Genomic DNA, 23,212 nt, shown 5'->3' with positions numbered 1-23,212 from the left:
ATGAGCCTATAACTGGCGCCCTGCCAGGTAGCTGCTGTAGTCCGGAATACTCAGACTGTGGGCCTGATTGAGCAGCGGGCTGGAGAGCAGATAGTCGGCACTGCTCTCGTTGGCCGCCAGCGGAATGTTCCACACCGCGGCGACCCGCAGCAGCGCTTTGACGTCCGGGTCGTGCGGCTGCGGCTCGAAGGGATCCCAGAAGAACACCAGTACATCGATTCGTCGTTCAGCAATGCGCGCGCCGATCTGCTGGTCACCGCCTAGCGGACCGCTGATCATGCACTCCACCGGCAGGCCCAGGCGCTGCCCGAGCAGCAGTCCGGTGGTGCCGGTCGCGAGCAACTCGTGCTTCGCCAGCTGCTCTTTCTGCCGCTTCGCCCAGTCCAGCAAGCGCTCCTTGCAGTGGTCGTGCGCGACCAGCGCAATGCGCTTGCGGGCGGGCAGTGTCGCGGTGACGAAATCGATGCGATTCATTTTCTTCTCTGGTCTACCGAGTCGATGCTGAGATCTGGTCGCTGATCATGCTGCTTCGTAGAGCGCGCGGCAGGTGTCCAGCATCCGGTTGGAGAATCCCCATTCGTTGTCGTACCAGGCCATCACTTTCAGCAGGCGTCCGCTAACCTTGGTGTGGTTGGTGTCGAAGATGGAGGACATCGGGTTGTGGTTGAAGTCGCAGGAAACCAGCGGCAGCGAATTACAGGCCAGTATTGGCGAGCGCTGACTGGCGTCCAGCATCAGTGCGTTGACCTCGTCCGCACTGGTCTCGCGGCTGAGCTCCAGCGTCAGATCCACCAGCGAGACATTGATCACCGGCACACGTACGGCCATGCCGGTCAGCTTGCCTGCCAGTTCCGGCAGCACCAGGCCAACGGCTTCGGCGGCGCCGGTCTTGGTTGGAATCATCGACTGTGTAGCCGACCGCGCACGGTAGGGGTCGCTGTGGTAAACGTCGGACAGATTCTGGTCGTTGGTATAGGCATGGATGGTGGTCATCAGGCCATGCTCGATGCCCAGCTCCCGTGACAGCACCTGGGCGACCGGACCCAGGCAGTTGGTGGTGCACGACGCGTTGGAAATGATCTGGTGCGACTGACGCAGAATGTCATGGTTGACGCCATAGACGATGGTGGCATCGGCGCCGGAGGCTGGAGCGGAAATGATGACCTTGGCGGCGCCGGCTTCGAGGTGAGCGCTTGCCTTTTCGCGAGAGGTGAAGAGACCGGTACACTCGAACACCACATCGACCCTGTGCTGGCGCCAGGGAAGCTCGGCCGGGTTACGGATCGCGGACACGGCAATCGGATCGCCATTGACCACTAGACGATCTTCGCCGACCTCGATTTTTGCGTCGAAATGGCCGTGAACGCTGTCGTACTGCAAAAGGTGGGCATTCATCGCCGAGCTGCCGAGGTCATTGATCGCCACGACCTGCATATGTTCGCGGTAGCTTGAGCTGTAAAGAGCGCGAAGAACATTGCGTCCGATACGACCGAAGCCGTTGATGGCGATGCGAATAGTCATAAATGGGTCCTGATGGGAATTTGTTGTGGGAATGACAAGATTATTCCTGTCAGAATAGAAATCAAGCCCGTATCCACGTTGTTTTGTTGATAAAACCAAAGATTAATATGCAGGAGTGATGGCATGCACCCGCGGATTCAAGAGGTTACCGAACGTTTGATCGAGCGCAGCCGGCCAACCCGGCAGCGCTACCTTGCCCAGATGGCCGGCGCGGCGAGCGATGGGCCTCAGCGTGGCAGACTCCAATGCGCCAACTTCGCACATGGTGTGGCGGGTTGTGCATCCGCTGGCGACAAGCAGAAGCTGCGCCTGATGGACGAGGCCAGCGTGGCGATCGTCTCGGCCTACAACGACATGCTGTCTGCGCACCAGCCGTACGAGCACTTTCCTGAAATCATCAAGCAGGCGTTGCGTGACGTCGGTTCGGTCGGACAATTCGCCGGCGGCGTGCCGGCCATGTGCGACGGCGTCACCCAGGGCGAGGCGGGGATGGAGCTGAGCCTGGCCAGCCGTGAAGTGATCGCTATGGCCACTGCCATCGCGCTGTCACACAACATGTTCGATGCGGCGCTCTACCTGGGTATTTGCGACAAGATCATCCCGGGCCTGATGATCGGCGCCTTGCGCTTCGGTCATCTGCCGGCGGTATTCGTGCCTGGCGGGCCGATGCCATCGGGCATTCCCAACAAGCAGAAGGCCGAGGTTCGTCAGCGTTACGCCGAAGGCAAGGCCAGCCGCGAGGAGCTGCTAGAGTCGGAAATGCTTTCCTATCACAGCCCCGGCACCTGCACCTTCTACGGCACGGCGAACACCAATCAGGTGGTGATGGAAATCATGGGCCTGCACTTGCCGGGCTCGTCCTTCGTCAATCCCTACACGCCGCTGCGTGACGAGCTCACCCGCGAGGCGGCGCGCCAGGTGACTCGCCTGACGCCGCAGTCCGGCAACTACCTGCCGCTGTGCAAGATCGTCGACGAAAAGGCGATCATCAATTCGGTGGTGGCACTCAATGCCACCGGTGGTTCAACCAACCACACGCTGCATATTCCCGCATTTGCCCAAGCCGCCGGCATTCAGCTGACCTGGCAAGACATGGCTGACATTTCAGCGGTGACGCCGACCTTGGCGAAGGTTTATCCCAATGGGCAGGCGGACGTGAACCATTTCCATGCATGCGGCGGCGTGCCGTTCATGGTTCGCACGTTACTCGACGCCGGCTTGCTGCATGAGGACGTTTACACGGTCGTGGGTCAGGGGTTGAAGCGCTACACCCAGGAACCTTTCCTTGAAGGCGATGCGCTGGTTTGGAAGGAAGGTCCGGCTAACAGCCTCGACGAAGCGATCTTGCGCCCGGTTGAACGTGCCTTCTCTCCCGAAGGCGGCCTGCGTGTGCTGGAGGGCAACCTCGGCCGTAGCGTGACCAAGATATCGGCGGTCGCACCGGAGCACCGCGTGGTTGAGGCGCCGGCTCGAGTGTTCAGCGACCAGAGCGAACTGGCCCAGGCGTTCATGAACGGCGAGCTAGAAAAAGATTTCGTTGCCGTGGTGCGCTTCCAAGGACCCAAGGCCAACGGCATGCCGGAGCTGCATAAGCTGACGCCGTTCCTCGGTGTCTTGCAGGATCGCGGCCACAAGGTGGCGTTGGTTACCGACGGTCGCATGTCTGGCGCGTCGGGCAAGGTGCCGGCAGCCATTCACGTCAGCCCCGAGGCGCTCGATGGTGGACCGCTGTGCCGCTTGCGTGACGGTGATGTCATCCGGGTCGACGGCGAGACGGGCGAGTTGCGCGTACTGGTTGATCAGGTTGAGTTCGATAGCCGTGAGCCTGTGACGGCGCCCAGTGATCTGGGGATCGGCTGTGGTCGCGAACTGTTCGGTTTCATGCGGGCGGCCTTCAGTCCGGCTGAGAAAGGCGCGAGTGCGTTTACCGAAGGGCTGGAGGTGCTCAAGTGACGGCACTGGTAGGCGATATTGGCGGCACCAATGCCCGCTTCGCGCTCTGGCGCGACCAGCGAGTCGAGTCGGTGCGGGTGCTGCCGACCGTTGAGTATCCGCGTCCGGAAGACGCCATTCGTGCTTACCTGCACGGTGTCGGTCAGAGTGTCGAGGCGCTTCAGGCGGTTTGCTTGGCCTGTGCCGGGCCGGTTTCTGGCGATGAGTTCGCATTCACGAACAATCACTGGCGTCTGAGCCGCAAGGCTTTTTGCGAAGATCTTGGGCTGAGCGATCTGCTGCTAATTAACGATTTCACGGCCATGGCGCTGGGCATGACCCGCCTGCGCGATGGCGAACTGATCGAGGTGTGCCCCGGGCAGTCCGAGGCGGGCCGTGCACGCCTGGTCATCGGACCCGGCACCGGGCTCGGAGTCGCCACATTGTTGCCATTGGCAGATGGAGACTGGCGAGCGCTGCCGGGGGAAGGCGGGCACGTCTGCCTGCCGATCGGCACGACCCGTGAGGCCGCATTGTGGGCGCACCTGCATGAAAAGCTCGGTCATGTGAATGCCGAGGCGATCCTCAGCGGGGGCGGGTTGTTGGAGCTCTATCGAGCCAGTTGCGCGCTCGATGGTGAGGCGCCTCGTCTGACTACACCCGCCGAGGTTACCGCCGCTGCGCTGGCGGGCGATGCATACGCCGAGGCGGTGCTGGAACAATTTTGTGCCTGGCTGGGTCGGATCGCCGGTGACAACGTGCTGACGACTGGCGCACGCGGCGGTGTCTACATTGCCGGGGGCATCGTGCCGCGCTTCGTCGAGTTCTTCGCGCGCAGCGGCTTTAGCCAACGTTTTCGCGACAAGGGCTGCATGAGCCGGTACTTTGACGACGTTCCGGTCTGGGTGGTGACAGCCGAATACCCGGGACTGGAAGGCGCAGGCGTTGCCTTGCAGCAATTGTTGAGGGACACACCGGGCGAGCGCTGAGCCGCATCGAAACGAGAACAAGAGAAGGGACGCAGAGTGAACCAGGCCGGACGATCCATTTTGCTGGTCGATGACGACCAGGAAATTCGCGAACTGTTGGACACCTACCTCAGCCGATCTGGCTTTCAGGTGCGCACCGTGGCCGATGGCGCGCAGTTTCGCGAGGCGATGGCCGACGATCCGGCCGATCTGGTCATTCTCGACGTGATGCTGCCGGATGAAGATGGCTTCAGTCTTTGCCGCTGGGTTCGGGGTCACCAACGTCTGGCCCAGATGCCGATCATCATGCTGACCGCCAGTTCCGATGAGACCGATCGGGTCATCGGGCTGGAGCTGGGGGCCGACGATTACCTGGGCAAGCCTTTCAGTCCTCGTGAGTTGCTGGCACGAATCAAGGCGCTGCTTCGCCGCGTCAACTTCGGCCAGGAGCGCACTGGCGACGTGCTCGCATTCGACGAGTGGCGGCTGGATATGGTCAGCCACCGGTTGTTTCATCAGGACGGGGAAGAGGTGTTGCTGTCCGGCGCTGATTTTGCATTGTTGAAACTCTTTCTCGATCATCCGCAACAGATTCTCGACCGCGACACCATTGCCAATGCCACGCGCGGTCGTGAAGTGCTGCCGCTTGAGCGCATCGTCGACATGGCGGTCAGTCGCCTGCGCCAACGGCTGCGCGACACCGGCAAGTGCCCTCGATTGATCCGTACCGTTCGCGGTAGTGGTTACCTACTCGCCGCCCAGGTTGCGCCGCATCATGACTCGCTTGGCTAAGCGCCGATGGTTGCCCGTGCCGCGCTCGCTGCTCGGCCGGATGCTCTTTCTGACACTGCTGGTCGTGCTGGTGGCGCAGGCGTTGTCGAGTTTCATCTGGGTGTCGCAGCTGCGTGCAAGCCAGATGGAAGGCTTGCTGACCAGTGCTCGAAGCCTGGCGCATTCCATGTCCGCCAGCGTCAGCTATTTCCGCTCGCTGCCGCTGGGCTATCGACCGCTGGTGCTCGATCAATTGCGCAGCATGGGCGGTACGCGCTTCTTCGTATCGCTGAATGACAAACCTTTGGACATGCGGATCCTGCCGCCGACCGAGCGCAAGCAGGCGGTGCTGGCGGAGGTGGACGCCGTGCTTCGCGAGCGCCTCGGCAACGACGCGGACATGTCGGTCAACTTCGTCAGCCCCAATGATCTGCGCATTTTCAACGGCGGGCTGAAGCTCGACGAGTTGCCGCGATCCTGGGCGCATTACGCGCTGAGTCTGGAACCCCTGAATCCACCCGTGCTGGTGACGCAAATTCAAATCGCGCCTGGCGAGTGGCTGTATCTCGCGTCGCTGATGCCGGCGCCCTACGTCAGCCTGGAAGACGAGGGCATCCCGAACCAGCAGCTCTGGTTCATCTTTCTCACTACCAGCTTTCTGTTGTTGTTCATCGGCATTCTTGTGCACTGGCAGAGCCGCCCGCTCAAGCGACTGGCGCAGGCGGCGCGGGAGATGTCGCTGGGCAGCGAAGTGGAGCTGCTGCCCGAGGCGGGCGGCAGCGAGGTGGTAGAGGTCAGCCGGGCATTCAACAGTATGCGCGAGCGCATCGGGCGTTACCTGACCGAGCGCGCCCAGCTGTTCAGCGCTATCTCCCATGACCTGCGCACGCCGATCACCCGGTTGCGTTTGCGAGTGGAGTTGTTGGAGAGCCAAACTCTGCAAGACAAGTTCAGCCGTGATCTCGATGAACTCGAATTGCTGGTCAAGGGCGCATTGCAATGCGTCAAGGACACCGACATCCATGAAAACATCGAGCCGCTGGATCTGAACCTACTACTCGATTGCGTCACCGAACCTTACCTCGCGCCCGCTGGCAACGGCCAAGTCACGGTGCACGGCCAGGCGGTCTCGCCCTATGCCGGCAAGCCGCTGGCGCTCAAGCGCTGTATCGGCAACTTGCTGGATAACGCGCTGAAATATGGCGAGCGAGCGCACCTGCGTATCGACGATGACGGCGAGACCTTTGTGCTGCATGTCGACGATGAGGGGCCCGGCGTTCCGCAGGCGTGGCTGCAGCAGGTCTTCGAGCCGAATTTTCGGCTGGCGGCCAAGCAGCCTGGGTATGGCCTCGGTCTCGGCATCGCACGCAACATCGCACATGCCCATGGCGGGGAAATCGGCCTGCGCAATCTTCCAGAGGGTGGGCTTCGCGTGACCTTGAGCCTGCCGCGACATGCTGAGTGAGCCGCCTCCAATCAACGCTTGTTGCGGTCGTTACACAGGCAGCCGCTTTGTAACCAAGCGGTGACCATTCGCTATCCCTTCGTTACCTGCCGCTCTCTCTGGCGCGCCTAGAATCGGTGCAGCGCAAGCAGAGACTTGCACCGAAAACAAAAAGAAAAAGGAAGACAAATGAACACGATCCATCGTCTGGTTACCGCTGTTTCCCTCGCTTCTCTCGTTCCCTTCGCTCACGCCGGTGAGGTCGAAGTTCTGCATTGGTGGACTTCTGGAGGTGAGAAGCGCGCCGCCGATACGCTGCAGCGACTTGTCGAAGAGCAAGGCCATACCTGGAAGGATTTCGCTGTCGCCGGTGGCGGTGGTGAGGCCGCCATGACGGTGCTCAAGACGCGCGCCGTCTCCGGTAACGCACCGGCTGCCGCTCAGATCAAAGGGCCCGATATTCAGGAGTGGGGCGAACTGGGCCTGCTGACCGATCTGAACGATGTGGCCGAGCAGGCCAAATGGGATGAGCTGCTCCCCAAGCAGGTCTCGACTGCAATGAAGTACGACGGTGACTACGTGGCGGTGCCGGTCAACGTACACCGGGTCAACTGGCTGTGGATCAACCCCGACGTCTTCGAGAAAGCCGGTGCGAAGCCGCCGCACAGCCTCGATGAGTTTTTCGCTGCTGCGGACAAGCTCAAAGCCGCCGGCTTCATGCCCCTGGCTCATGGCGGCCAGCCTTGGCAGGACGGCACCGTTTTCGAAGATCTGGCATTGGCGGTCCTCGGTCCGGAGGACTTTCGCAAGGCGTTCGTCGATCTGGACCGTGATGTGCTAACCGGCGACAAAATGGTCGAGGCGTTCGCCGCGCTGAAAAAGCTGCGCAGCTACGTCGACAACAACGCCGCGGGCCGCGACTGGAACAGCGCCACCGCGATGGTCATGAACGGCAAGGCCGGCATGCAAATCATGGGTGACTGGGCCAAGAGCGAGTGGAGCGCGGCGAACAAGATCGCTGGTGACGATTACCAATGTCTACCGTTCCCCGGTACCGAGGGCAGCTTTGCCTACAACATCGACTCGTTGGCGATGTTCAAGCTCAGCAATGACGAGGATCGCCAGGCGCAGAAGGATCTGGCACGGACGGTTCTGGAGCCTGAGTTCCAGCAGTTCTTCAACCAGAACAAGGGCTCAATCCCCGTGCGTCTGGACCAGGACATGAGCGAATTCGACGTCTGCGCCCAGCAGTCGATGAAAGACTTCAAGGACTCTGCGCAAGGTCCGGGTCTGGTACCGAGTCTGGCGCACGGCATGGCGGCCTCCAGCTATGTGCAGGGTGCGGTGTTCGACGTGGTCACCAACTTCTTCAACGATCCGTCTGCCGATCCGAAGAAAGCGGCGCAGCAACTGGCTGCGGCGATTCAGGCAGTTCAATAGCGTATTGGCCGCTTCGGCGGCCTTTTTTCCTGACGCATCGAACCTCACGGCCAGCCCCTCGACTGGTCGTGACGGGCAAGTCGTGCCCATGAACAACGATTGGAGCCGCTTTATGGATCCTGTACCCCCACGGAGCCAGACATGAGCTCAACTGCTGTCTTCACCAAAGCCTCACCGCTGGATGCCTTGCAGAACTGGCTGCCCAAACTGGTGTTGGCGCCGAGCATGCTGATCGTGCTGGTCGGGTTCTACGGTTACATCTTCTGGACGTTCCTGCTCTCGTTTACCAACTCGCGTTTCATGCCCAGCTACAAATGGGTTGGGCTGGCGCAATACGAACGTCTCTGGAGCAACGACCGCTGGTGGGTGGCCAGTAAAAACCTGCTGGTGTTCGGCGGGTTGTTCATCACTATTAGCCTAGTCATCGGCGTACTGCTGGCGGTGCTGCTGGATCAGCGCATTCGCCGCGAAGGCTTCATTCGCACCGTCTACCTATACCCCATGGCCTTGTCGATGATCGTCACCGGTACGGCCTGGAAGTGGCTGCTCAATCCGGGGCTCGGGATCGACAAGATGCTGCGCGATTGGGGCTGGGAAGGGTTTCGCTTCGACTGGCTGGTCGATCCTGACCGCGTCGTCTATTGCCTGGTAATCGCCGCAGTCTGGCAAGCTTCCGGCTTTGTCATGGCGCTCTTTCTTGCCGGTTTGCGTGGTGTCGATCAATCCATCGTTCGGGCTGCGCAGATCGACGGGGCGAGCCTGCCGAGTATCTATCTGCGAATCATTCTGCCGAGTCTGAGGCCGGTGTTCTTCAGCGCCTTGATGATCCTCGCGCATATTGCGATCAAGGCATTCGATCTCGTGGCGGCAATGACTGCGGGCGGCCCAGGCTATGCCTCTGATCTGCCGGCGATGTTCATGTACGCCCATACCTTCACCCGCGGGCAGATGGGGCTAGGCGCGGCCAGTGCGATTCTCATGCTCGGTGCGGTGATGGCGATCGTCGTGCCCTATCTCTATTCGGAACTGAGGAACAAGCGCCATGACTAGCCTCGTAGGGCGAAAGCGCCTGACATTCAGCCGGGTGGCGATCTACGCGACGCTGTTGGTGGCGGTGGCGATGTATCTGGTGCCGCTGGTGGTCATGCTGCTGACCAGCTTCAAGACGCCCGATGACATCCGGACCGGCAACCTGTTGTCGTGGCCGGATGTGATGACGGTCATCGGCTGGGTCAAAGCCTGGGACGCGGTTGGAGGCTATTTCTGGAACTCGGTAAAGATCACCGTGCCCGCCGTAATCATCTCCACGCTGCTTGGCGCGCTCAATGGCTACGTGCTGGCGATGTGGCGCTTTCGCGGGTCGCAGCTGTTCTTCGGCTTGCTGCTGTTCGGATGCTTTCTACCGTTCCAGGTGATCCTGCTGCCGGCGTCCTTCACGCTGGGCCAACTCGGCCTGGCCAACACGACGCCGGGGCTGGTGTTGGTGCATCTGGTCTACGGCCTGGCCTTCACGACGCTGTTCTTCCGCAACTTCTACGTCAGCGTGCCGGACGCCCTGATTCGCGCCGCACGGCTGGACGGGGCGGGGTTCTTCACGATCTTCGGCAGGATTCTGCTGCCCATGTCCATCCCGACCATCATGGTCTGCCTGATCTGGCAGTTCACTCAGATCTGGAACGACTTTCTGTTCGGTGTGGTGTTCGCCAGTGGCGATACCCAGCCGATTACCGTGGCGCTGAACAACCTGGTCAACACCAGCACGGGCGCCAAGGAATACAACGTCGATATGGCTGCGGCGATGATCGCCGGGCTGCCAACGCTGGTGGTGTACATCCTCGCCGGCAAGTATTTCCTGCGCGGGCTTACGGCCGGCGCGGTCAAGGGTTAGGAGAACGACCATGGCTGCACTTGAACTCAGCAACGTTCGCAAGAGCTACGCCGGAAGCAACAATGACACCCTGAAGGATATCGACCTGAAGATTGGCGATGGAGAATTCCTGATCCTTGTTGGCCCTTCGGGTTGCGGCAAATCAACCTTGATGAACTGCATCGCCGGGCTGGAGGACATCACGGGGGGCGAGATTCGCGTCGATGGCGCTGACATCAGTACCGCCAGTCCCAAGGATCGGGACATCGCCATGGTGTTCCAGTCCTATGCGCTGTATCCGACCATGACGGTGCGGGAGAACATCGCCTTTGGCCTGAAGATGCGCAAGGTGCCGGCGGCCAAGATTGAAGAGGAAGTGTCGCGCGTTGCCCAGTTGCTACAGATCGAGCACCTTCTGGAGCGTAAGCCCTCGCAGCTGTCCGGCGGTCAGCAGCAGCGTGTGGCCATGGGTCGCGCATTGGCGCGGCGGCCGAAGATTTATCTATTCGATGAGCCGTTGTCCAACCTCGACGCAAAACTGCGGGTCGAGATGCGCACGGAGATCAAGTTGATGCATCAGCGATTGAAGACGACGACGGTCTATGTCACTCACGATCAGATCGAGGCGATGACGCTCGGCGACAAGGTCGCGGTGATGAAAGATGGTGTCGTCCAGCAGTTCGGGACGCCGAAGGACATTTATAACAACCCGGCCAACCTATTCGTGGCGAGTTTCATCGGTTCGCCGCCGATGAACTTCGTGCCGCTGCGCTTGAGCAAGCAGAGCGGTGGCTGGAGTGCGCTGCTGGAAAGCGGTCAGGATCGCTGCGAACTACCGCTGAAGCTTGCCGACGGCGAATCGCTGGAAGGGCGGGATGTGATTCTGGGTATCCGGCCCGAGCAAATCGGTATTGGTGCCGCAGGTGATTTGCCTTCGTTGCGAGCGGAGGTGCAGGTGATCGAGCCGACCGGGCCGGACACCATGATCTTCGTAAGCCTCAACCAGACCAAGGTATGTTGCCGCCTGGCACCGGACGCGGCGCCTAACCCCGGAGAAACATTGACGCTGCAGTTCGAGCCGGACAAGGTCCTGCTGTTCGACGCGCAGACGGGTGAGCGGTTGGGCGTCGCGCCGGGGAATGGAGCGGCGGGGCGCAACGGAACGGTCACACGGCTGGTTGCTCGCTGAGAGGGCGCTTTGCTCGGATGAAAAAAGCCCGGTGGGGGGGTGTCTGCGTACCGGCGCCGAACGCGTCCAGATGTTATTCATGCATTGCTCCAGCGGTTGCAGCGAACACCGCTGGGCATGACGACTCGAACCGCAGTGAGCATGAGGCTGACATGCGGGTCGGAAAGGAGAGCCTTCACCGGCTCAATCCAACGGCAGTAACAACAATAAGAGCTAATTGGAGCGGATATGAAAAAAACCACACGCCTGGGTCTCGCGGTAGCGCTGGGCAGTCTCGCCATTCCGTTTACCGTTCAGGCACTGGATTTCAATGGTTACGTGCGCAGTGGCATTGGAGAATCGAGCGGTAGCGATTCGCAAGCCTGTTTCCAGTTGCCTGGAGCCCCGTCCAAGTATCGCCTCGGCAACGAGTGCGAACAGTATGCGGAGCTGGGTTTGAGGCAGGACTTGTTCACGCTCGACGATGGTTCGGTGCTGAGCGTGGAGGGCATGGCGGCGCTCTACAACGAATATGACCATACGCCGAAATTCACCGGCGACCATGGTTGGGCGAGGTTGGTGCAGGCCTATGCCGAATGGAGCAAGGTGCCGGCACTCAACGGAGGTTCGCTGTGGGCAGGGCGACGTTTCTATAAGCGAAATGACATCCACATCTCCGATTTCTACTACTGGAACCAGAGCGCCACTGGTGCCGGCATCGAGGATATGGAGATCGGCGGGCTGAAATACAGCTACGCCTTTTCACGCAAGGACAGCGTGTTCCAGGACAACTACATCAATCGCCACGATTTCAACGTCGGCGGCTTCGACAGCAATCCGGGCGGCGAACTGGAGTTCGGTGTCAGCTATATCGACGAGCCGGACCGTGACGATGCCAACAGTGGCTGGGCCGTTACCGTGCAGCACAAGCAGATCGGGTTCCTGGGAGGCAGCAATACCTTGGCCGTTCAGTACGGCGAAGGGCCAGGCACGGGTCTTGGGTATACCGGCGACGTGACGCTGGGCAGCAGCGACACGAGCTGGCGAGTGGTCGAGTTCTTCGACTGGCAAGTGACGCCGCGTTTCGGTGGGCAGTTCCAGGCGGTGTACCAAAAGGACAAGCGCCAGAACGGTGGCGATCAGGACTGGATATCGGTTGGCGTGCGCCCGGTCTATGCCTTGACTGAGCAATTCAAGCTGGTCGCCGAAGTCGGACATGATCAGATCGACGCACCGGAAGGCACCCGAAAGCTAACCAAATTCACTGTGGCTCCGACCTGGTCACCGGCAGGTCCTGAGTTCTGGGCTCGTCCGGAGGTGCGCCTGTATTACACCTATGCTCAGTGGAACGACGCGGCGCAGGATGCGGCCAATCTGATGGCTGCTGGCTCCGCGCTGTCGGACACCGGCGCTTTCGGCGGCGATCAGCATGGGTCGAACTTTGGCGTGCAGGTCGAATACTGGTGGGACTGATCACGCTGATAGCCTGATTTTGTTAGAACCTCTGGGTGAAGAGGGCTTCTACTGACCCGAGCGGTAGAGTCCTCAACTGAACCGGAGGTGGCTTTGAGCGACAAGGCGAAGAACCCTTGCATCAGCGTTTGTAAGCTCAAGGACGACATCTGCATTGGCTGCGGACGCAGCCGGGACGAGATGAAGGCCTGGAAGGGCATGAAAAACAAGGAACGCAAGGCGGTCAACGAGTTGGCCGCCGAGCGGCTGAAAGCGCTGGGGAAGGCAAGGAAGAAAAAGAAGTGATCAGCTCTCTTCAGTTGGATAACGGGTCGCCATCAGACTTTCCTTGATCTTTCGCAGGTGTGGCTGGAAATCGACACCCCGGCGCAAGGTCACGCCAGCGGCCAGCGCGTCGAGCACGGTCAGTTGAATGATCCGTGAGGTCATCGGCATATAGATGTCGGTGTCTTCAGGCAGTGGTATGTCCAGGCTCAGCGTGCAGACCCTGGCCAGTTGGGAATCCGCAGCAGTCATTCCCAGCACCGAAGCACCATTGTCGCGTGCGATCGTTGCGGCCTCCACCAGTTCGCGGGTACGCCCGGTATAGGAAATGATCACGAAAAGATCCCCGGTATGCGCTACCGACGCCAGCATGCGCTGCATGAGCACGTCGCTGTGGGCGGTCACCGGAAGGTTGAAGCGAAAGAATTTGTGCTGTGCATCCAGCGCGACGGATGCAGAGGCGCCGAGTCCGAAGAAATGAATCTGGCGTGCCTGAATCATCAAGTCTACGGCGTGGCTGATAGCCTGAGGGTCGATAGCCTGACAGGCGCTGTCGAGCGAAGCGATAGTGCTGCCGAAGATTTTTCGTGTATAGGCTTCTGGGCCGTCGTCGGCCTCCACTGCGCGACTGACATAGGCAGCGCCGCTCGCCAGGCTCTGAGCCAGTTGGATCTTGAGTGCGGGATAACCTGCTGCGCCGAACGAACGGCAGAAGCGGTTTACCGTAGGCTCACTGACCTTGGCCGTCTGGGCCAGCGCCGCAATGCTGTAACGAGTGGCCTGCTGCGGGTCGCTCAGTATCACCTCCGCGACTTTCCGCTCCGCTTTGTTCAGCTCGTCGAGCTGATTTTTTATCTGTTCCAAGAGATTTTTCATGCGATCCATGTCTCTTCTTTCAAGGGGTCGCGCCTTCAGCTCTTCAAAAAGCTGATACGAGGCGCGAAAAAATCGGGTTATGTTGTTTTAATGACAACATTATCTGCTTAAACTGCACTTACAAAACCTGTAACGCAGCCTAATTTGGTTAATACAAAAACATGCCTGCTATTACCGTTGACGCAACTACCTTTGCTTTGTTCGGCGCCTTAGGCGACCTGGCGCTGCGCAAGCTGTTTCCGGCACTTTACCAGCTGGATCGAGCGGGACTCCTCAACAGCGATACGCGCATATTGGCGCTTTCTCGCGATAAAGGAGAGCCTTCGGCTCATCTGGAGCGGATTGATCAGGCGTTACGCCGATACATTCCTGCCGCGCAGCTGGACGAAACGGCGCTCTCGCGGTTTCAAGCGCGGCTGGAGTACATCACGATGGACTTCCGCAGCGCCCAGGACTACGCAGCGCTGGCCGAAACGGTGTCGCGCGACATGCCGCTGATCGCCTATTTTGCTACGCCGGCGGCGGTTTATGGCGCGATATGCGAGCACCTCGCGGCGGTCGGACTGGCTGAGCAGACCCGCGTGGTGCTGGAAAAGCCGATCGGCCATGATCTCGAATCATCTCGGGTGGTTAACGACGCGGTTGCGCAATATTTTCCCGAAACGCGTATCTACCGGATCGACCACTATCTAGGCAAGGAGACGGTCCAGAACCTGATTGCGCTGCGCTTCGCCAACAGCTTGTTCGAGACGCAGTGGAACCAGCATCACATCTCGCACGTCGAGATCACCGTCGCGGAAACCGTCGGTATCGAAGGGCGTTGGGGCTATTTCGATCAGGCCGGACAGCTGCGCGACATGATTCAAAACCATCTGTTGCAGCTGCTGTGCCTGATTGCGATGGACCCGCCAAGCGACCTCACCGCCGACAGCATTCGCGATGAGAAAGTAAAGGTGCTCAAGGCGTTGGCGCCGATCACGCCGGAGCGTCTGGGTAAACAAGTGGTGCGCGGTCAGTATGTGGCTGGCTCGGTCGGCGGCAAGGCTGTGCCGGGCTATCTGGAAGAGGAAAACTCTAACGCCGAAAGCAGCACCGAAACCTTCGTCGCGCTGCGTGCCGATATCTGCAACTGGCGCTGGTCCGGTGTGCCGTTCTATCTGCGGACCGGCAAGCGCATGGGCGAAAAGGTTTCGCAGATTGTCATCCATTTCAAGGAACCGCCGTTCTACATCTTCGCGCCTGAGCAACGTTCACTGATCAGCAACCGCTTGATCATCCGCTTGCAGCCGGATGAAGGCATCTCGCTGCAGGTTATGACCAAAGAGCAAGGGCTCGATAAGGGCATGCATCTTCGTAGCGGGCCGTTGCAGCTGAACTTCTCCGAGACTTACAAGAGTTCGCGGATTCCGGATGCATACGAGCGCCTGCTGCTCGAAGTGATGCAAGGCAATCAGAACCTGTTCGTTCGCAAGGATGAGATCGAGTACGCCTGGAAATGGTGCGATCAACTCATCGACGGCTGGTCGCGCCTTGGCGATGCGCCGAAGGCTTATCCTGCTGGGTCCTGGGGCCCGGTCGCGTCCGTTGCCCTGATTACACGTGATGGGAGGTCCTGGTATGGCGATCTCTGAACTGGAACTGCCGTCGGGGGTGGTTGCCCATAGCCTGCCCGATCCCGACCAGTTGGCGCAGGTATTGGCTGACCGCGTTGCCGGGGCGCTGAGTTACGCTGTCGATACTCACGGCAGCGCTAGCCTGGTGATATCGGGTGGACGCAGCCCGATCGCGTTCTTCGAAGCATTGTCGACGCGTCGGCTGGACTGGGCGAAGGTGCAGGTCAGCCTCGCTGACGAACGCTGGGTCGATGTCGACGACCCCGACAGTAACGAAGGTCTGGTGCGGCGCCATCTGTTGCAGAACGCCGCGGCTGATGCGCAGCTGCTCGGCCTTTATCAGCCGGCCGAAACGCTGGAGCAGGCCGCGCAGTTGGCGAATCATCGATTGGCTGACCTCAGCCAGCCTATCGATGTGCTGGTGCTAGGCATGGGTAATGATGGGCATACCGCTTCGTTGTTTCCTAACAGCCCATTGTTGGAGCAAGGGCTTGAGCCCAGCGGCAGGGATCGTTGCCTGCCGATGCTCGCGCCCACTCCGCCGATGCAGCGCCTCAGCATGACCTACCCGTTGCTGGCATCTGCTCGGGTTCAGTGTCTGGCGATCCAGGGCTCGTCCAAGCTGGAGACGCTGCGTCAGGCAATGCGCCTCGAAACCATGCAAATGCCCATCCGTGCATTCCTGCGTTCCCCTCTAGAGATCTATTGGTGCCCCTGAGGCCCGAGGACTTTCCATGACCATGGACCAAAAAAACGCACTGATCGAAAAGATCTGTACCGAAGCGCGCATCCTTCCGGTAATCACCATCGGCAGCGAAGAGCAGATCCTGCCGCTGGCCGACGCGCTCGCTGCAGGCGGACTGACAGCACTCGAGATCACCTTGCGCTCGAAACATGGGCTCACCGCCATCCGCCGGTTGCGTGAGGAGCGACCCGACCTCTGTGTGGGGGCTGGCACGGTACTCGACAAACGCATGATGGACGACGTCGAAGCAGCGGGTGCGCAGTTCATCGTCTCGCCGGGCTGCACGGACGAGCTGCTTGAAGCAGGCGTCAACTGTTCCGTACCGCTGCTGGCCGGGATCAGCAACGCATCGGACATCATGCGTGGTTATGCACTTGGTTATCGCCGCTTCAAACTATTTCCCGCTGAAATATGCGGAGGCGTCGCTGCCATCAAGGCGCTTGGCGGTCCCTTCGCTGATGTGCGCTTCTGCCCGACCGGAGGCGTCAACGCTGCCAATGCCGCCCAGTATCTGGCGCTCCCCAATGTAATGTGTGTAGGCGGCACCTGGATGATCGACGGGGCAGCGCTGAAGAACGGCGATTGGGCCAGCATTCAGCAAGCCACGGCTGATGCGCTAGCTGCGCTGGATAAACGCTAAGCCGCCTGACCGCACGGCGCGCCACGCTCCGTGCGCGCCTGGTTCTGGCTGCTAAGCTTCCTAGTGCTTTGGCGAATCGGTACGCGTATAGTGCGCGGCCTTTCAATCGGAACTGCCACACCGGGAGGTGCCTAGATGACCGAACACGAAGATACGACCCCTCATATTGCCCACGGCGAAAAGCTGCAGAAGGTTCTGGCCCGCCTTGGTCTGGCCTCGCGCCGCGACGTGGAAAGCTGGATTGCCGCTGGCCGAGTCAAGGTTAACGGCACGATCGCAACCCTCGGACAGCGTGTCGATCTGCATGATGCGATCGCCGTCGATGGCCGTCTGCTCAAGCGCGAAGAAGCCACCGAGGTGGTCCGCCGCGTCCTGATTTACAACAAGCCGGACGGCGAGATTTGCACCCGCGACGATCCAGAAGGGCGTCCGACCGTGTTTGATCGCTTGCCCCGTCCGAAAGAGGGGCGCTGGATCAATATCGGACGCCTCGATATCAACACGACCGGCTTGCTGCTATTCACTACGGATGGCGAGCTGGCCAACCGTCTGATGCATCCGTCCTATGAGATGGATCGGGAATACGCGGTGCGGGTGCGCGGTGAGGTCGATGACGAGATGATCGAGCGCCTGAAAACGGGCGTCATGCTCGAAGACGGCCCGGCGCGTTTCACCGATATCCAGCAGGCACCCGGTGGCGAAGGCTTCAACCACTGGTACCACTGCGTGGTGATGGAGGGTCGTAACCGCGAGGTGCGCCGTCTGTGGGAATCGCAGGGGCTCGTCGTCAGCAGACTGAAGCGTGTGCGGTTCGGGCCGGTGTTCATGACTTCAGACCTGCCCATGGGGCGCTGGCGGGAGATGACTCAGAGCGAAGTCGACATCCTCAGCGAAGAGGTCGGTCTCAAGCCGGTGGCGTTGCCGGGAATGAAGGCCAAAACCAAGGACAAGCTCGACCGCATGCAGCGCAAGGTGGCCAAGCCTCTCGGGCGCGGCGAGCGACGTCCAAGAGTTTTGCGTTCGGCCCATGACGCTGATGTGCCGAGTGGCGGCGAAAAAGGACGTCGCTCGCGCGATGACCAGCCTGCACGCAAGCCACGTGATGCAGATGAGCGCAGCAAACCTGGCCGCGGCACCCCAGTGGCGGAGCGCCCGAGCACTGTTGGTCGCAATCGTGGCAAGCCATCGCCAGCCAAGCGCAATGGCCCGTCCAATACCGAGGGACAGCGTCCTGGTTTTGGACGCGGTGACCGTCCCAAGCGTCCGTGACGAATAGAGCTTGAAGCGATGAAGGGTGAGATCGTAGTGACCTCACCCTTTTTTCGTTTGGTTGCCCGTGATTTTTGCTATACAGCAGCAGCGGCTCTGATCCGGTTGCGGCCGTCGCGTTTGGCCTGGTAAAGCGCTTGGTCGGCTCGCAGCAGCAATTCTTCGTGAGATTCGTATGGGCGATAGGTCGCGCAACCGAGACTGGCCGACAGCCGAACCTGCTTTTCTCCGATGAGAAAGAAGAGGTTCTGAATGGCGGCTCGAATGCGTTCGGCTACGATGGCCGCTGCCTCGGGGCCGGTGCTGGATAGCACGAGCACGAACTCCTCGCCGCCAAACCGGAAAACCATATCGACGTTGCGCAGTTGTTCCTTGAGCAGCAGCGCTGTCGCTCTAAGCGCGGCGTCCCCAGCTTGATGTCCGTAGCGGTCGTTAAGATTCTTGAAATAATCCATGTCCAGCATGATGACCGACAGGGCTTGGCCATGGCGCCGGGACAGTTCGGCTTCCCGTGTCAGGCTTTGCTCCAGTGCTGCACGATTTCCCGTACCCGTCAGCGGGTCTTTGAGTGACGCTTGAATGGCACGCCGATACAGCAGCGCATTGCGCACCGGGAACAGCATGCAGTCAATTGCGCGTTCCAGCTCGCTCAGCGTCCACTCGCAAAAGGGCGCATGGTTGAACACGCGCAGCTCGCCGAGGCAATCACCTTGATTGGAAAGTGAATAGCTCATATCGAACTTCGTCGTCTCACCAAGCTGAAGGTGAAAGTCGGTGTCGGCGTGGCGGTAGCTAAGGGCACACGACGGGATCACATGATGGATTTCATCCAGGAAGAACTTCCATAGCCGATCGATTTCTAGACTGGTCTGCAAGCGTGCCGCTAGATTGTCCAGACTAAAAAGGTTGAGTCGTGGCGGAGAAAAGGTTTCGTTGACACTAATGTCCAGACGCCTTGCGCGGGCAGTCCCGATATCGACGGTGGTGTTGTTCTGCTTGTCTGCCAACATGAAAGGACCTCGGACGCAATCTGCGCTATTAGAAGTTCCATGCGAATTCAGTGCCAGAATGTAAAATCGTTATTTATCAGCAGGTTGCAAGTTTAACGCCTGCGCTGCGGTAATCATTTGCCAGCGAAACGGCAGGATGATGCCAATTTGGCATGCCTGCCGGTGCTGTTGCGACGGGAAACAGGCGCTATAGGCTAGTTCGAATCACTGAGCATCGAGTGCTTGCCCGTTGATGCCAGTGCTATCTGGCCCCATGAGGTAGAGATAGACCGGCATGATGTCGGCCGGTAAGGGATTGACGGCCGGATTCTCGCCGGGATAGGCCTTTGCACGCATGTCGGTGCGTGTCGCGCCCGGATTGATGCTGTTGCTGCGGATCGAGCCAGTGCCGTCGAGTTCATCCGCCAAGACCTGCATCAGTCCTTCGGTTGCAAACTTCGATACGGCGTAGCCTCCCCAGTAAGCCCTGCCTTTGCGCCCGACGCTGCTCGACGTGAAGATCACCGAGGCGTCATTTGCCAGTTTCAACAACGGCAACAGCGTGCTGGTGAGCATGAAGGCGGCGTTGACGTTAACTTGCATGACTCGCATGAAGTTATCGCCGGACAGCTGCTCGACCGGCGTACGTGGACCAACGATGCTCGCGTTATGCAGCAGGCCATCCAATCGACCGAACTCTCGTTCGACGGTCGCCGCGAGTTCGTCGTACTGATGCGGCAATGCGGTTTCAAGATTGAAAGGGATTACTGCTGGTTGCGGCCAGCCGGCGGCTTCGATTTCGTCGTATACCCGGTTGAGGTTTTCCTCGCTTTTACCCAGCAGCAGAACGGTTGCGCCGTGCGCCGCGTAGGCTTTGGCTGCAGCTTCGCCTATTCCGCGTCCGGCACCGGTGACCACGATGATCCGATCCTTGAGCAGGTCGGGGCGGGCTGAGTACTCGAACATCTGAAGCCTCATATACAGGATGTGGGCAGGCGCCCATCGATAGTTATCGAAAAAGAAGGTGGTCAGGCTTGAGCTGTTAATTAGTCCGCGCCGTGCGATCCAGCAAGGCACGCAGTTCCAGAGGATGGTCGACAACCACGTCCGCGCCCCAGGTGTCGGGATTGTCATCGGGATGGATATAGCCATAACGCACCGCGGCCGTGCGACTACCTGCCGCGCGTCCTGATTCGATATCGCGCAGGTCATCGCCAACGAACAGTACGGTGGACGGATCGAGATCCAGCTGACTGCATGCCAGAAGCATCGGCTCTGGGTCGGGCTTGCTCTTGCTGACATGATCTGGGCAGACAAGCACGGCAGAGCGCGATGCGAGACCTAGCTGATGCATGATTGGCTCAGCGAAACGCAACGGCTTATTGGTGACGACTCCCCAGATCAGGTTCGCTTGCTCAATATCGATCAGCAGTTCCGACATGCCGTCGTAGAGCTGACTTTCGACCGCGCAATGGTGCTGATAGCGATCCAGAAACTCGAGTCGCAACGACTCGAATTCATCCGATAGTGGATCGACGTCGAAGGCGCTGAGCACCATCGCCCGGGCTCCACCTGAAACGACATCGCGCACGTCTTGGTCAGGAACTCGAGCGAGGCCTCGTGCCAGGCGCATCGCCTGTGCGACAGCGATGAAGTCCGGAGCGGTATCGAGCAGCGTACCGTCCATGTCGAATAACACCGCGCGCAAACGCATCACGCCTCCCGGAGTGTCTGGATCATATAGTTCACATCTACATCCGGTGACAGCTTGTAGTGTTTCGTCAGCGGGTTGTAGGTCAGGCCTATGATGTCTTTGACTGCAAGTCCGACATCACGGCTCCAAGCCCCCAATTCCGACGGGCGAATGAACTTGCGATAGTCGTGGGTGCCACGCGGCAATAATTGCAGCATGTATTCGGCGCCGATGATGGCAAATGCGTAGGCCTTCGGGTTGCGGTTGATGGTCGAAAAGAATACCTGTCCGCCAGGTTTTACCATTTTGTAGCAGGCCCGGATGACCGAGGCGGGGTCGGGTACGTGTTCGAGCATTTCCAAGCATGTCACGACATCGAATTGCTCCGGCATCTCCTCGGCTAACGCCTCGGCGGTGATCTGCCGGTAATCAACATCCAGGCCTGATTCGAGTAGGTGCAGCCTGGCAACGGAAAGTGGAGCCTCGCCCATGTCGATTCCCATCACCGTGGCGCCGCGCAGGGCCATGGCCTCGCTGAGAATCCCTCCGCCGCAGCCGACGTCCAGAACACGCTTGCCTGCCAGCGAGATGTGCTCGTCGATCCAGTTGACCCTAAGCGGATTGATTTCATGCAGCGGCTTGAACTCGCTTTCGCGGTCCCACCAGCGGTGGGCGAGTGCTTCGAATTTAGCGATTTCGGCGTGGTCGACGTTGCTCATGATCTGTTCCGTTTGAAAGCTTGGATGAGAGGCTTGTCCGAGTTGCTGATGTTGCCAGCTTCGGTCAGCAAAAAAGCTCTGATGGCGCGCTTCGTATACGTCAGTTTGTCGCGGCGAGCGGTGGGAGCGTACCCGGCTCAATGCTTGGAACGGATTTTTTCTCCCCATTCCTTGGCGGTGGTGATTAAGCGCTCTTCGTCCATACGAACCAGCCGACGATCATCGAGCAGCTGTTTGCCGCCCACCCATACATGGCGTACGCAGTCGCGACTGCTGGAGTAGATTAGCTGAGACACTGGGTCGTAGACGGGCTGCTGCGCAAGGCGGGACAAATCGAATGCGACCATATCTGCAAACTTTCCAATCTCCAGCGATCCGGTGTGATCATCCAGCCCAAGCGCACGAGCACCATTGAGCGTGGCCATGCGCAGTGCACGGTGGGCATCGAGGGCGGTAGCCGAATTCGCGACCGCCTTTGCAAGCAGGGCGGCAGTGCGAGTTTCGCCCAACAAATCGAGGTCATTGTTACTGGCTGCGCCATCGGTACCTATCCCGACATTAACCCCGGCTTCCCATAGGCGTTCGACCGGGCAAAAGCCGCTTGCCAGTTTCAGGTTCGATTCAGGGCAATGAATCACACTGCAGTTGTGTTCAACCAGCAGGGCAATATCTTCATCATTTATCTGAGTCATGTGAACGGCCTGGAAGCGTGGCCCCAGGAGCTGAAGGCGAGCCAGGCGGGCAAGGGGACGCTCGCCATGCTGCTTCAGTGCCTCTTCTACTTCATGTGCGGTTTCGTGGACGTGCATATGAATGCCGATATCCATCTCGGCCACCAATGTACGTATGTTTTCCAGCTTGTCGTCCGATACGGAATAAGGTGCATGCGGCCCGAAAGCGATGCTCAGGCGCGGGTGGTGCTTGAGGTCATCGAACAGTGATACCCCTTTGCGAAGCGCCTCATCGGCGTCGCGTGCTCCCGGGATAGGGAAGTTCATCACTGGGATCGTTATCTGCGCCCGAATTCCGTGCTTATGCACGAGTTGGCTGACCACTTCGGGAAAGAAATACATGTCGGAAAAGCAGGTAATGCCGCTCTGTAACTGCTCCGCGATTGCCAACTCGCTACCTGCCGTCACAAACTCTTCGTTGACCCATTTGCTTTCCGCGGGCCAGATATGCTCGCGTAGCCAAGTCATCAGCGGCAGGTCATCTGCCAGCCCTCGAAACAATGTCATGGCAGCGTGGCCGTGCGCATTTACCAGCCCGGGCGCTAGCAACATTCCAGAAAGGTCGCGTGTCTCCTTGGCGGCGTATTTGGCGGCGTCCTCGCGGGGAGCTATTAGGGCGATGCGTCCGTCGCGGATACCTAGCGCGTGGTCTGTCAGGACAATGCCCGCTGGCTCGACTGGAACGAGCCAAGTAGGAAACAGCATCAAGTCGAGCTGGTCGGCGGGCGTATAAGACATATCGTCCATCTGATGAGTTGAGAGGAGCGCCAGTGTAAAGCCTGTCGAACTTGGTTTGAAGAATGAAGAGAAACCCCGAAGCCGACTCTATATATAAGCACTTCGCAGCGAGGGCCCTTAAGGCTAATAACCTGGAATACCTGTTGACATGCATTTCTGGGTGCCTATAATGCGCACCTTCTCCGGCGCAGGCCCTTGGCGAAACCTCTTGTAAATCAAGAAGTTATCTAAATCTAGGGCTTGCACGGACGGCGAATTCGAGTAGAATGCGCCGGGCTGGCAGGGTGGTGGTTGAGTCCTGTTGGTGGCTTCGGTCAGGTCGATCGAAAGCGGTTTCACGAGGCGGTTGAC

Annotated in this window: 22 protein-coding genes and 1 pseudogene; 14 read left to right on the top strand and 9 right to left on the bottom strand. The window is 59.6% G+C overall.

Features of this window, described 5'->3' with window-relative positions; translation table 11 throughout:
* Positions 1–6: 6 nt before the first annotated feature.
* Both V6943_RS19155 and gap read right to left on the bottom strand, forming a co-directional pair.
* Positions 7–474 carry a methylglyoxal synthase gene (locus V6943_RS19155; protein ID WP_340555088.1) on the bottom strand — a complete coding sequence of 156 codons (468 nt, stop codon included), beginning with the start codon at positions 472–474 and terminating at the stop codon, positions 7–9.
* Positions 475–519: 45 nt separating this feature from the next.
* Positions 520–1,521, bottom strand: a complete 1,002-nt coding sequence (gap, locus tag V6943_RS19150) for a type I glyceraldehyde-3-phosphate dehydrogenase (RefSeq protein ID WP_340555087.1) — start codon at positions 1,519–1,521, stop codon at positions 520–522.
* Between the two features lie 123 nt (positions 1,522–1,644).
* Between gap and edd the strand changes: the two genes are divergently transcribed.
* The 10 genes from edd to V6943_RS19100 all read left to right on the top strand — a co-directional run bounded on the left by edd (position 1,645) and on the right by V6943_RS19100 (position 12,869).
* Positions 1,645–3,474 (top strand): phosphogluconate dehydratase, encoded by a 1,830-nt coding sequence (gene edd, locus V6943_RS19145; RefSeq protein ID WP_340555086.1) that lies wholly within the window; start codon positions 1,645–1,647, stop codon positions 3,472–3,474.
* The gene (locus tag V6943_RS19140) at positions 3,471–4,442 is read left to right on the top strand and encodes a glucokinase (protein WP_340555085.1); all 972 of its coding nucleotides are present in this window, start codon (positions 3,471–3,473) and stop codon (positions 4,440–4,442) included. The genes edd and V6943_RS19140 overlap by 4 nt, the downstream gene beginning before the upstream one ends.
* A 36-nt stretch (positions 4,443–4,478) precedes the next feature.
* Complete coding sequence (locus V6943_RS19135) at positions 4,479–5,213, top strand: response regulator transcription factor (protein WP_340555084.1); 735 nt, start codon at positions 4,479–4,481, stop codon at positions 5,211–5,213.
* On the top strand, positions 5,197–6,657 hold the full coding sequence (locus tag V6943_RS19130; protein ID WP_340555083.1) for an ATP-binding protein: 1,461 nt from the start codon (positions 5,197–5,199) through the stop codon (positions 6,655–6,657). Before V6943_RS19135 ends, V6943_RS19130 begins: the two co-directional genes overlap by 17 nt.
* 168 nt (positions 6,658–6,825) lie before the next feature.
* A complete protein-coding gene (locus tag V6943_RS19125) occupies positions 6,826–8,076 on the top strand; it encodes an ABC transporter substrate-binding protein (RefSeq protein WP_340555082.1) in 1,251 nt (416 codons plus the stop codon).
* A 141-nt stretch (positions 8,077–8,217) separates the two neighbouring features.
* Positions 8,218–9,126, top strand: a complete 909-nt coding sequence (locus tag V6943_RS19120; protein ID WP_340555081.1) for a carbohydrate ABC transporter permease — start codon at positions 8,218–8,220, stop codon at positions 9,124–9,126.
* Entirely contained in the window at positions 9,119–9,964 is an 846-nt protein-coding gene (locus tag V6943_RS19115) for a carbohydrate ABC transporter permease (protein WP_256050088.1), read from the top strand. Before V6943_RS19120 ends, V6943_RS19115 begins: the two co-directional genes overlap by 8 nt.
* A 10-nt stretch (positions 9,965–9,974) precedes the next feature.
* Positions 9,975–11,132 carry an ABC transporter ATP-binding protein gene (locus tag V6943_RS19110; protein WP_340555080.1) on the top strand — a complete coding sequence of 386 codons (1,158 nt, stop codon included), beginning with the start codon at positions 9,975–9,977 and terminating at the stop codon, positions 11,130–11,132.
* Between the two features lie 228 nt (positions 11,133–11,360).
* A complete protein-coding gene (locus tag V6943_RS19105) occupies positions 11,361–12,584 on the top strand; it encodes a maltoporin (RefSeq protein ID WP_131650496.1) in 1,224 nt (407 codons plus the stop codon).
* 93 nt (positions 12,585–12,677) lie between these two features.
* Positions 12,678–12,869: a DUF1289 domain-containing protein gene (locus tag V6943_RS19100; RefSeq protein ID WP_197445753.1), complete on the top strand. Its 192-nt coding sequence runs from the start codon at positions 12,678–12,680 to the stop codon at positions 12,867–12,869.
* On the opposite strand, the gene V6943_RS19095 is transcribed toward V6943_RS19100, so the two are convergent.
* A complete protein-coding gene (locus tag V6943_RS19095) occupies positions 12,870–13,724 on the bottom strand; it encodes a MurR/RpiR family transcriptional regulator (RefSeq protein ID WP_177493050.1) in 855 nt (284 codons plus the stop codon).
* A gap of 161 nt (positions 13,725–13,885) precedes the next feature.
* Here V6943_RS19095 and zwf point away from each other — a divergent pair, with 161 nt between their 5' ends.
* The 4 genes from zwf (at position 13,886) to rluB (ending at position 17,991) form a co-directional block, all read left to right on the top strand.
* Complete coding sequence (gene zwf, locus V6943_RS19090; protein WP_131650499.1) at positions 13,886–15,355, top strand: glucose-6-phosphate dehydrogenase; 1,470 nt, start codon at positions 13,886–13,888, stop codon at positions 15,353–15,355.
* Positions 15,342–16,055, top strand: a complete 714-nt coding sequence (pgl, locus tag V6943_RS19085) for a 6-phosphogluconolactonase (RefSeq protein ID WP_340555079.1) — start codon at positions 15,342–15,344, stop codon at positions 16,053–16,055. Before zwf ends, pgl begins: the two co-directional genes overlap by 14 nt.
* A gap of 16 nt (positions 16,056–16,071) precedes the next feature.
* Positions 16,072–16,722, top strand: coding sequence for a bifunctional 4-hydroxy-2-oxoglutarate aldolase/2-dehydro-3-deoxy-phosphogluconate aldolase (locus tag V6943_RS19080; protein WP_181101435.1), 651 nt, complete (start codon positions 16,072–16,074; stop codon positions 16,720–16,722).
* A gap of 135 nt (positions 16,723–16,857) precedes the next feature.
* Complete coding sequence (gene rluB, locus V6943_RS19075; protein ID WP_181101436.1) at positions 16,858–17,991, top strand: 23S rRNA pseudouridine(2605) synthase RluB; 1,134 nt, start codon at positions 16,858–16,860, stop codon at positions 17,989–17,991.
* Positions 17,992–18,068: 77 nt separating this feature from the next.
* On the opposite strand, the gene V6943_RS19070 is transcribed toward rluB, so the two are convergent.
* The 6 genes and pseudogenes from V6943_RS19070 to V6943_RS19045 form a co-directional block, all read right to left on the bottom strand.
* The gene (locus V6943_RS19070) at positions 18,069–19,001 is read right to left on the bottom strand and encodes a GGDEF domain-containing protein (RefSeq protein WP_340555078.1); all 933 of its coding nucleotides are present in this window, start codon (positions 18,999–19,001) and stop codon (positions 18,069–18,071) included.
* A gap of 204 nt (positions 19,002–19,205) precedes the next feature.
* Positions 19,206–19,946, bottom strand: coding sequence for a YciK family oxidoreductase (locus V6943_RS19065; protein WP_340555077.1), 741 nt, complete (start codon positions 19,944–19,946; stop codon positions 19,206–19,208).
* Between the two features lie 76 nt (positions 19,947–20,022).
* Entirely contained in the window at positions 20,023–20,694 is a 672-nt protein-coding gene (mupP, locus tag V6943_RS19060) for an N-acetylmuramic acid 6-phosphate phosphatase MupP (protein WP_340555076.1), read from the bottom strand.
* Positions 20,694–21,392: a bifunctional 2-polyprenyl-6-hydroxyphenol methylase/3-demethylubiquinol 3-O-methyltransferase UbiG gene (ubiG, locus tag V6943_RS19055; RefSeq protein ID WP_340555075.1), complete on the bottom strand. Its 699-nt coding sequence runs from the start codon at positions 21,390–21,392 to the stop codon at positions 20,694–20,696. Before ubiG ends, mupP begins: the two co-directional genes overlap by 1 nt.
* 137 nt (positions 21,393–21,529) lie before the next feature.
* The gene (locus V6943_RS19050; protein ID WP_340555074.1) at positions 21,530–22,861 is read right to left on the bottom strand and encodes a TRZ/ATZ family hydrolase; all 1,332 of its coding nucleotides are present in this window, start codon (positions 22,859–22,861) and stop codon (positions 21,530–21,532) included.
* 123 nt (positions 22,862–22,984) lie between these two features.
* Positions 22,985–23,212 (bottom strand): annotated as a pseudogene (locus tag V6943_RS19045) (hypothetical protein); the annotation flags it as partial.

The organism is Pseudomonas sp. CBC3 (assembly GCF_037967085.1).
GTDB lineage: Bacteria > Pseudomonadota > Gammaproteobacteria > Pseudomonadales > Pseudomonadaceae > Stutzerimonas.
The sequence above is the reverse complement of the archived record's forward strand: the minus strand, read 5'-3'. Positions and strand labels throughout refer to the sequence as shown.

Excerpts from the sequence above, each read along its gene's own strand:
- V6943_RS19155 (WP_340555088.1), bottom strand. The coding sequence starts at position 474 with ATGAATCGCATCGATTTCGTCACCGCGACACTGCCCGCCCGCAAGCGC.
- gap (WP_340555087.1), bottom strand. The coding sequence starts at position 1,521 with ATGACTATTCGCATCGCCATCAACGGCTTCGGTCGTATCGGACGCAAT.
- edd (WP_340555086.1), top strand. The coding sequence starts at position 1,645 with ATGCACCCGCGGATTCAAGAGGTTACCGAACGTTTGATCGAGCGCAGC.
- V6943_RS19130 (WP_340555083.1), top strand. The coding sequence starts at position 5,197 with ATGACTCGCTTGGCTAAGCGCCGATGGTTGCCCGTGCCGCGCTCGCTG.
- V6943_RS19125 (WP_340555082.1), top strand. The coding sequence starts at position 6,826 with ATGAACACGATCCATCGTCTGGTTACCGCTGTTTCCCTCGCTTCTCTC.
- V6943_RS19120 (WP_340555081.1), top strand. The coding sequence starts at position 8,218 with ATGAGCTCAACTGCTGTCTTCACCAAAGCCTCACCGCTGGATGCCTTG.
- V6943_RS19115 (WP_256050088.1), top strand. The coding sequence starts at position 9,119 with ATGACTAGCCTCGTAGGGCGAAAGCGCCTGACATTCAGCCGGGTGGCG.
- V6943_RS19110 (WP_340555080.1), top strand. The coding sequence starts at position 9,975 with ATGGCTGCACTTGAACTCAGCAACGTTCGCAAGAGCTACGCCGGAAGC.
- V6943_RS19105 (WP_131650496.1), top strand. The coding sequence starts at position 11,361 with ATGAAAAAAACCACACGCCTGGGTCTCGCGGTAGCGCTGGGCAGTCTC.
- V6943_RS19095 (WP_177493050.1), bottom strand. The coding sequence starts at position 13,724 with ATGAAAAATCTCTTGGAACAGATAAAAAATCAGCTCGACGAGCTGAAC.
- zwf (WP_131650499.1), top strand. The coding sequence starts at position 13,886 with ATGCCTGCTATTACCGTTGACGCAACTACCTTTGCTTTGTTCGGCGCC.
- pgl (WP_340555079.1), top strand. The coding sequence starts at position 15,342 with ATGGCGATCTCTGAACTGGAACTGCCGTCGGGGGTGGTTGCCCATAGC.
- V6943_RS19080 (WP_181101435.1), top strand. The coding sequence starts at position 16,072 with ATGACCATGGACCAAAAAAACGCACTGATCGAAAAGATCTGTACCGAA.
- rluB (WP_181101436.1), top strand. The coding sequence starts at position 16,858 with ATGACCGAACACGAAGATACGACCCCTCATATTGCCCACGGCGAAAAG.
- V6943_RS19070 (WP_340555078.1), bottom strand. The coding sequence starts at position 19,001 with ATGTTGGCAGACAAGCAGAACAACACCACCGTCGATATCGGGACTGCC.
- V6943_RS19065 (WP_340555077.1), bottom strand. The coding sequence starts at position 19,946 with ATGTTCGAGTACTCAGCCCGCCCCGACCTGCTCAAGGATCGGATCATC.
- mupP (WP_340555076.1), bottom strand. The coding sequence starts at position 20,694 with ATGCGTTTGCGCGCGGTGTTATTCGACATGGACGGTACGCTGCTCGAT.
- ubiG (WP_340555075.1), bottom strand. The coding sequence starts at position 21,392 with ATGAGCAACGTCGACCACGCCGAAATCGCTAAATTCGAAGCACTCGCC.
- V6943_RS19050 (WP_340555074.1), bottom strand. The coding sequence starts at position 22,861 with ATGTCTTATACGCCCGCCGACCAGCTCGACTTGATGCTGTTTCCTACT.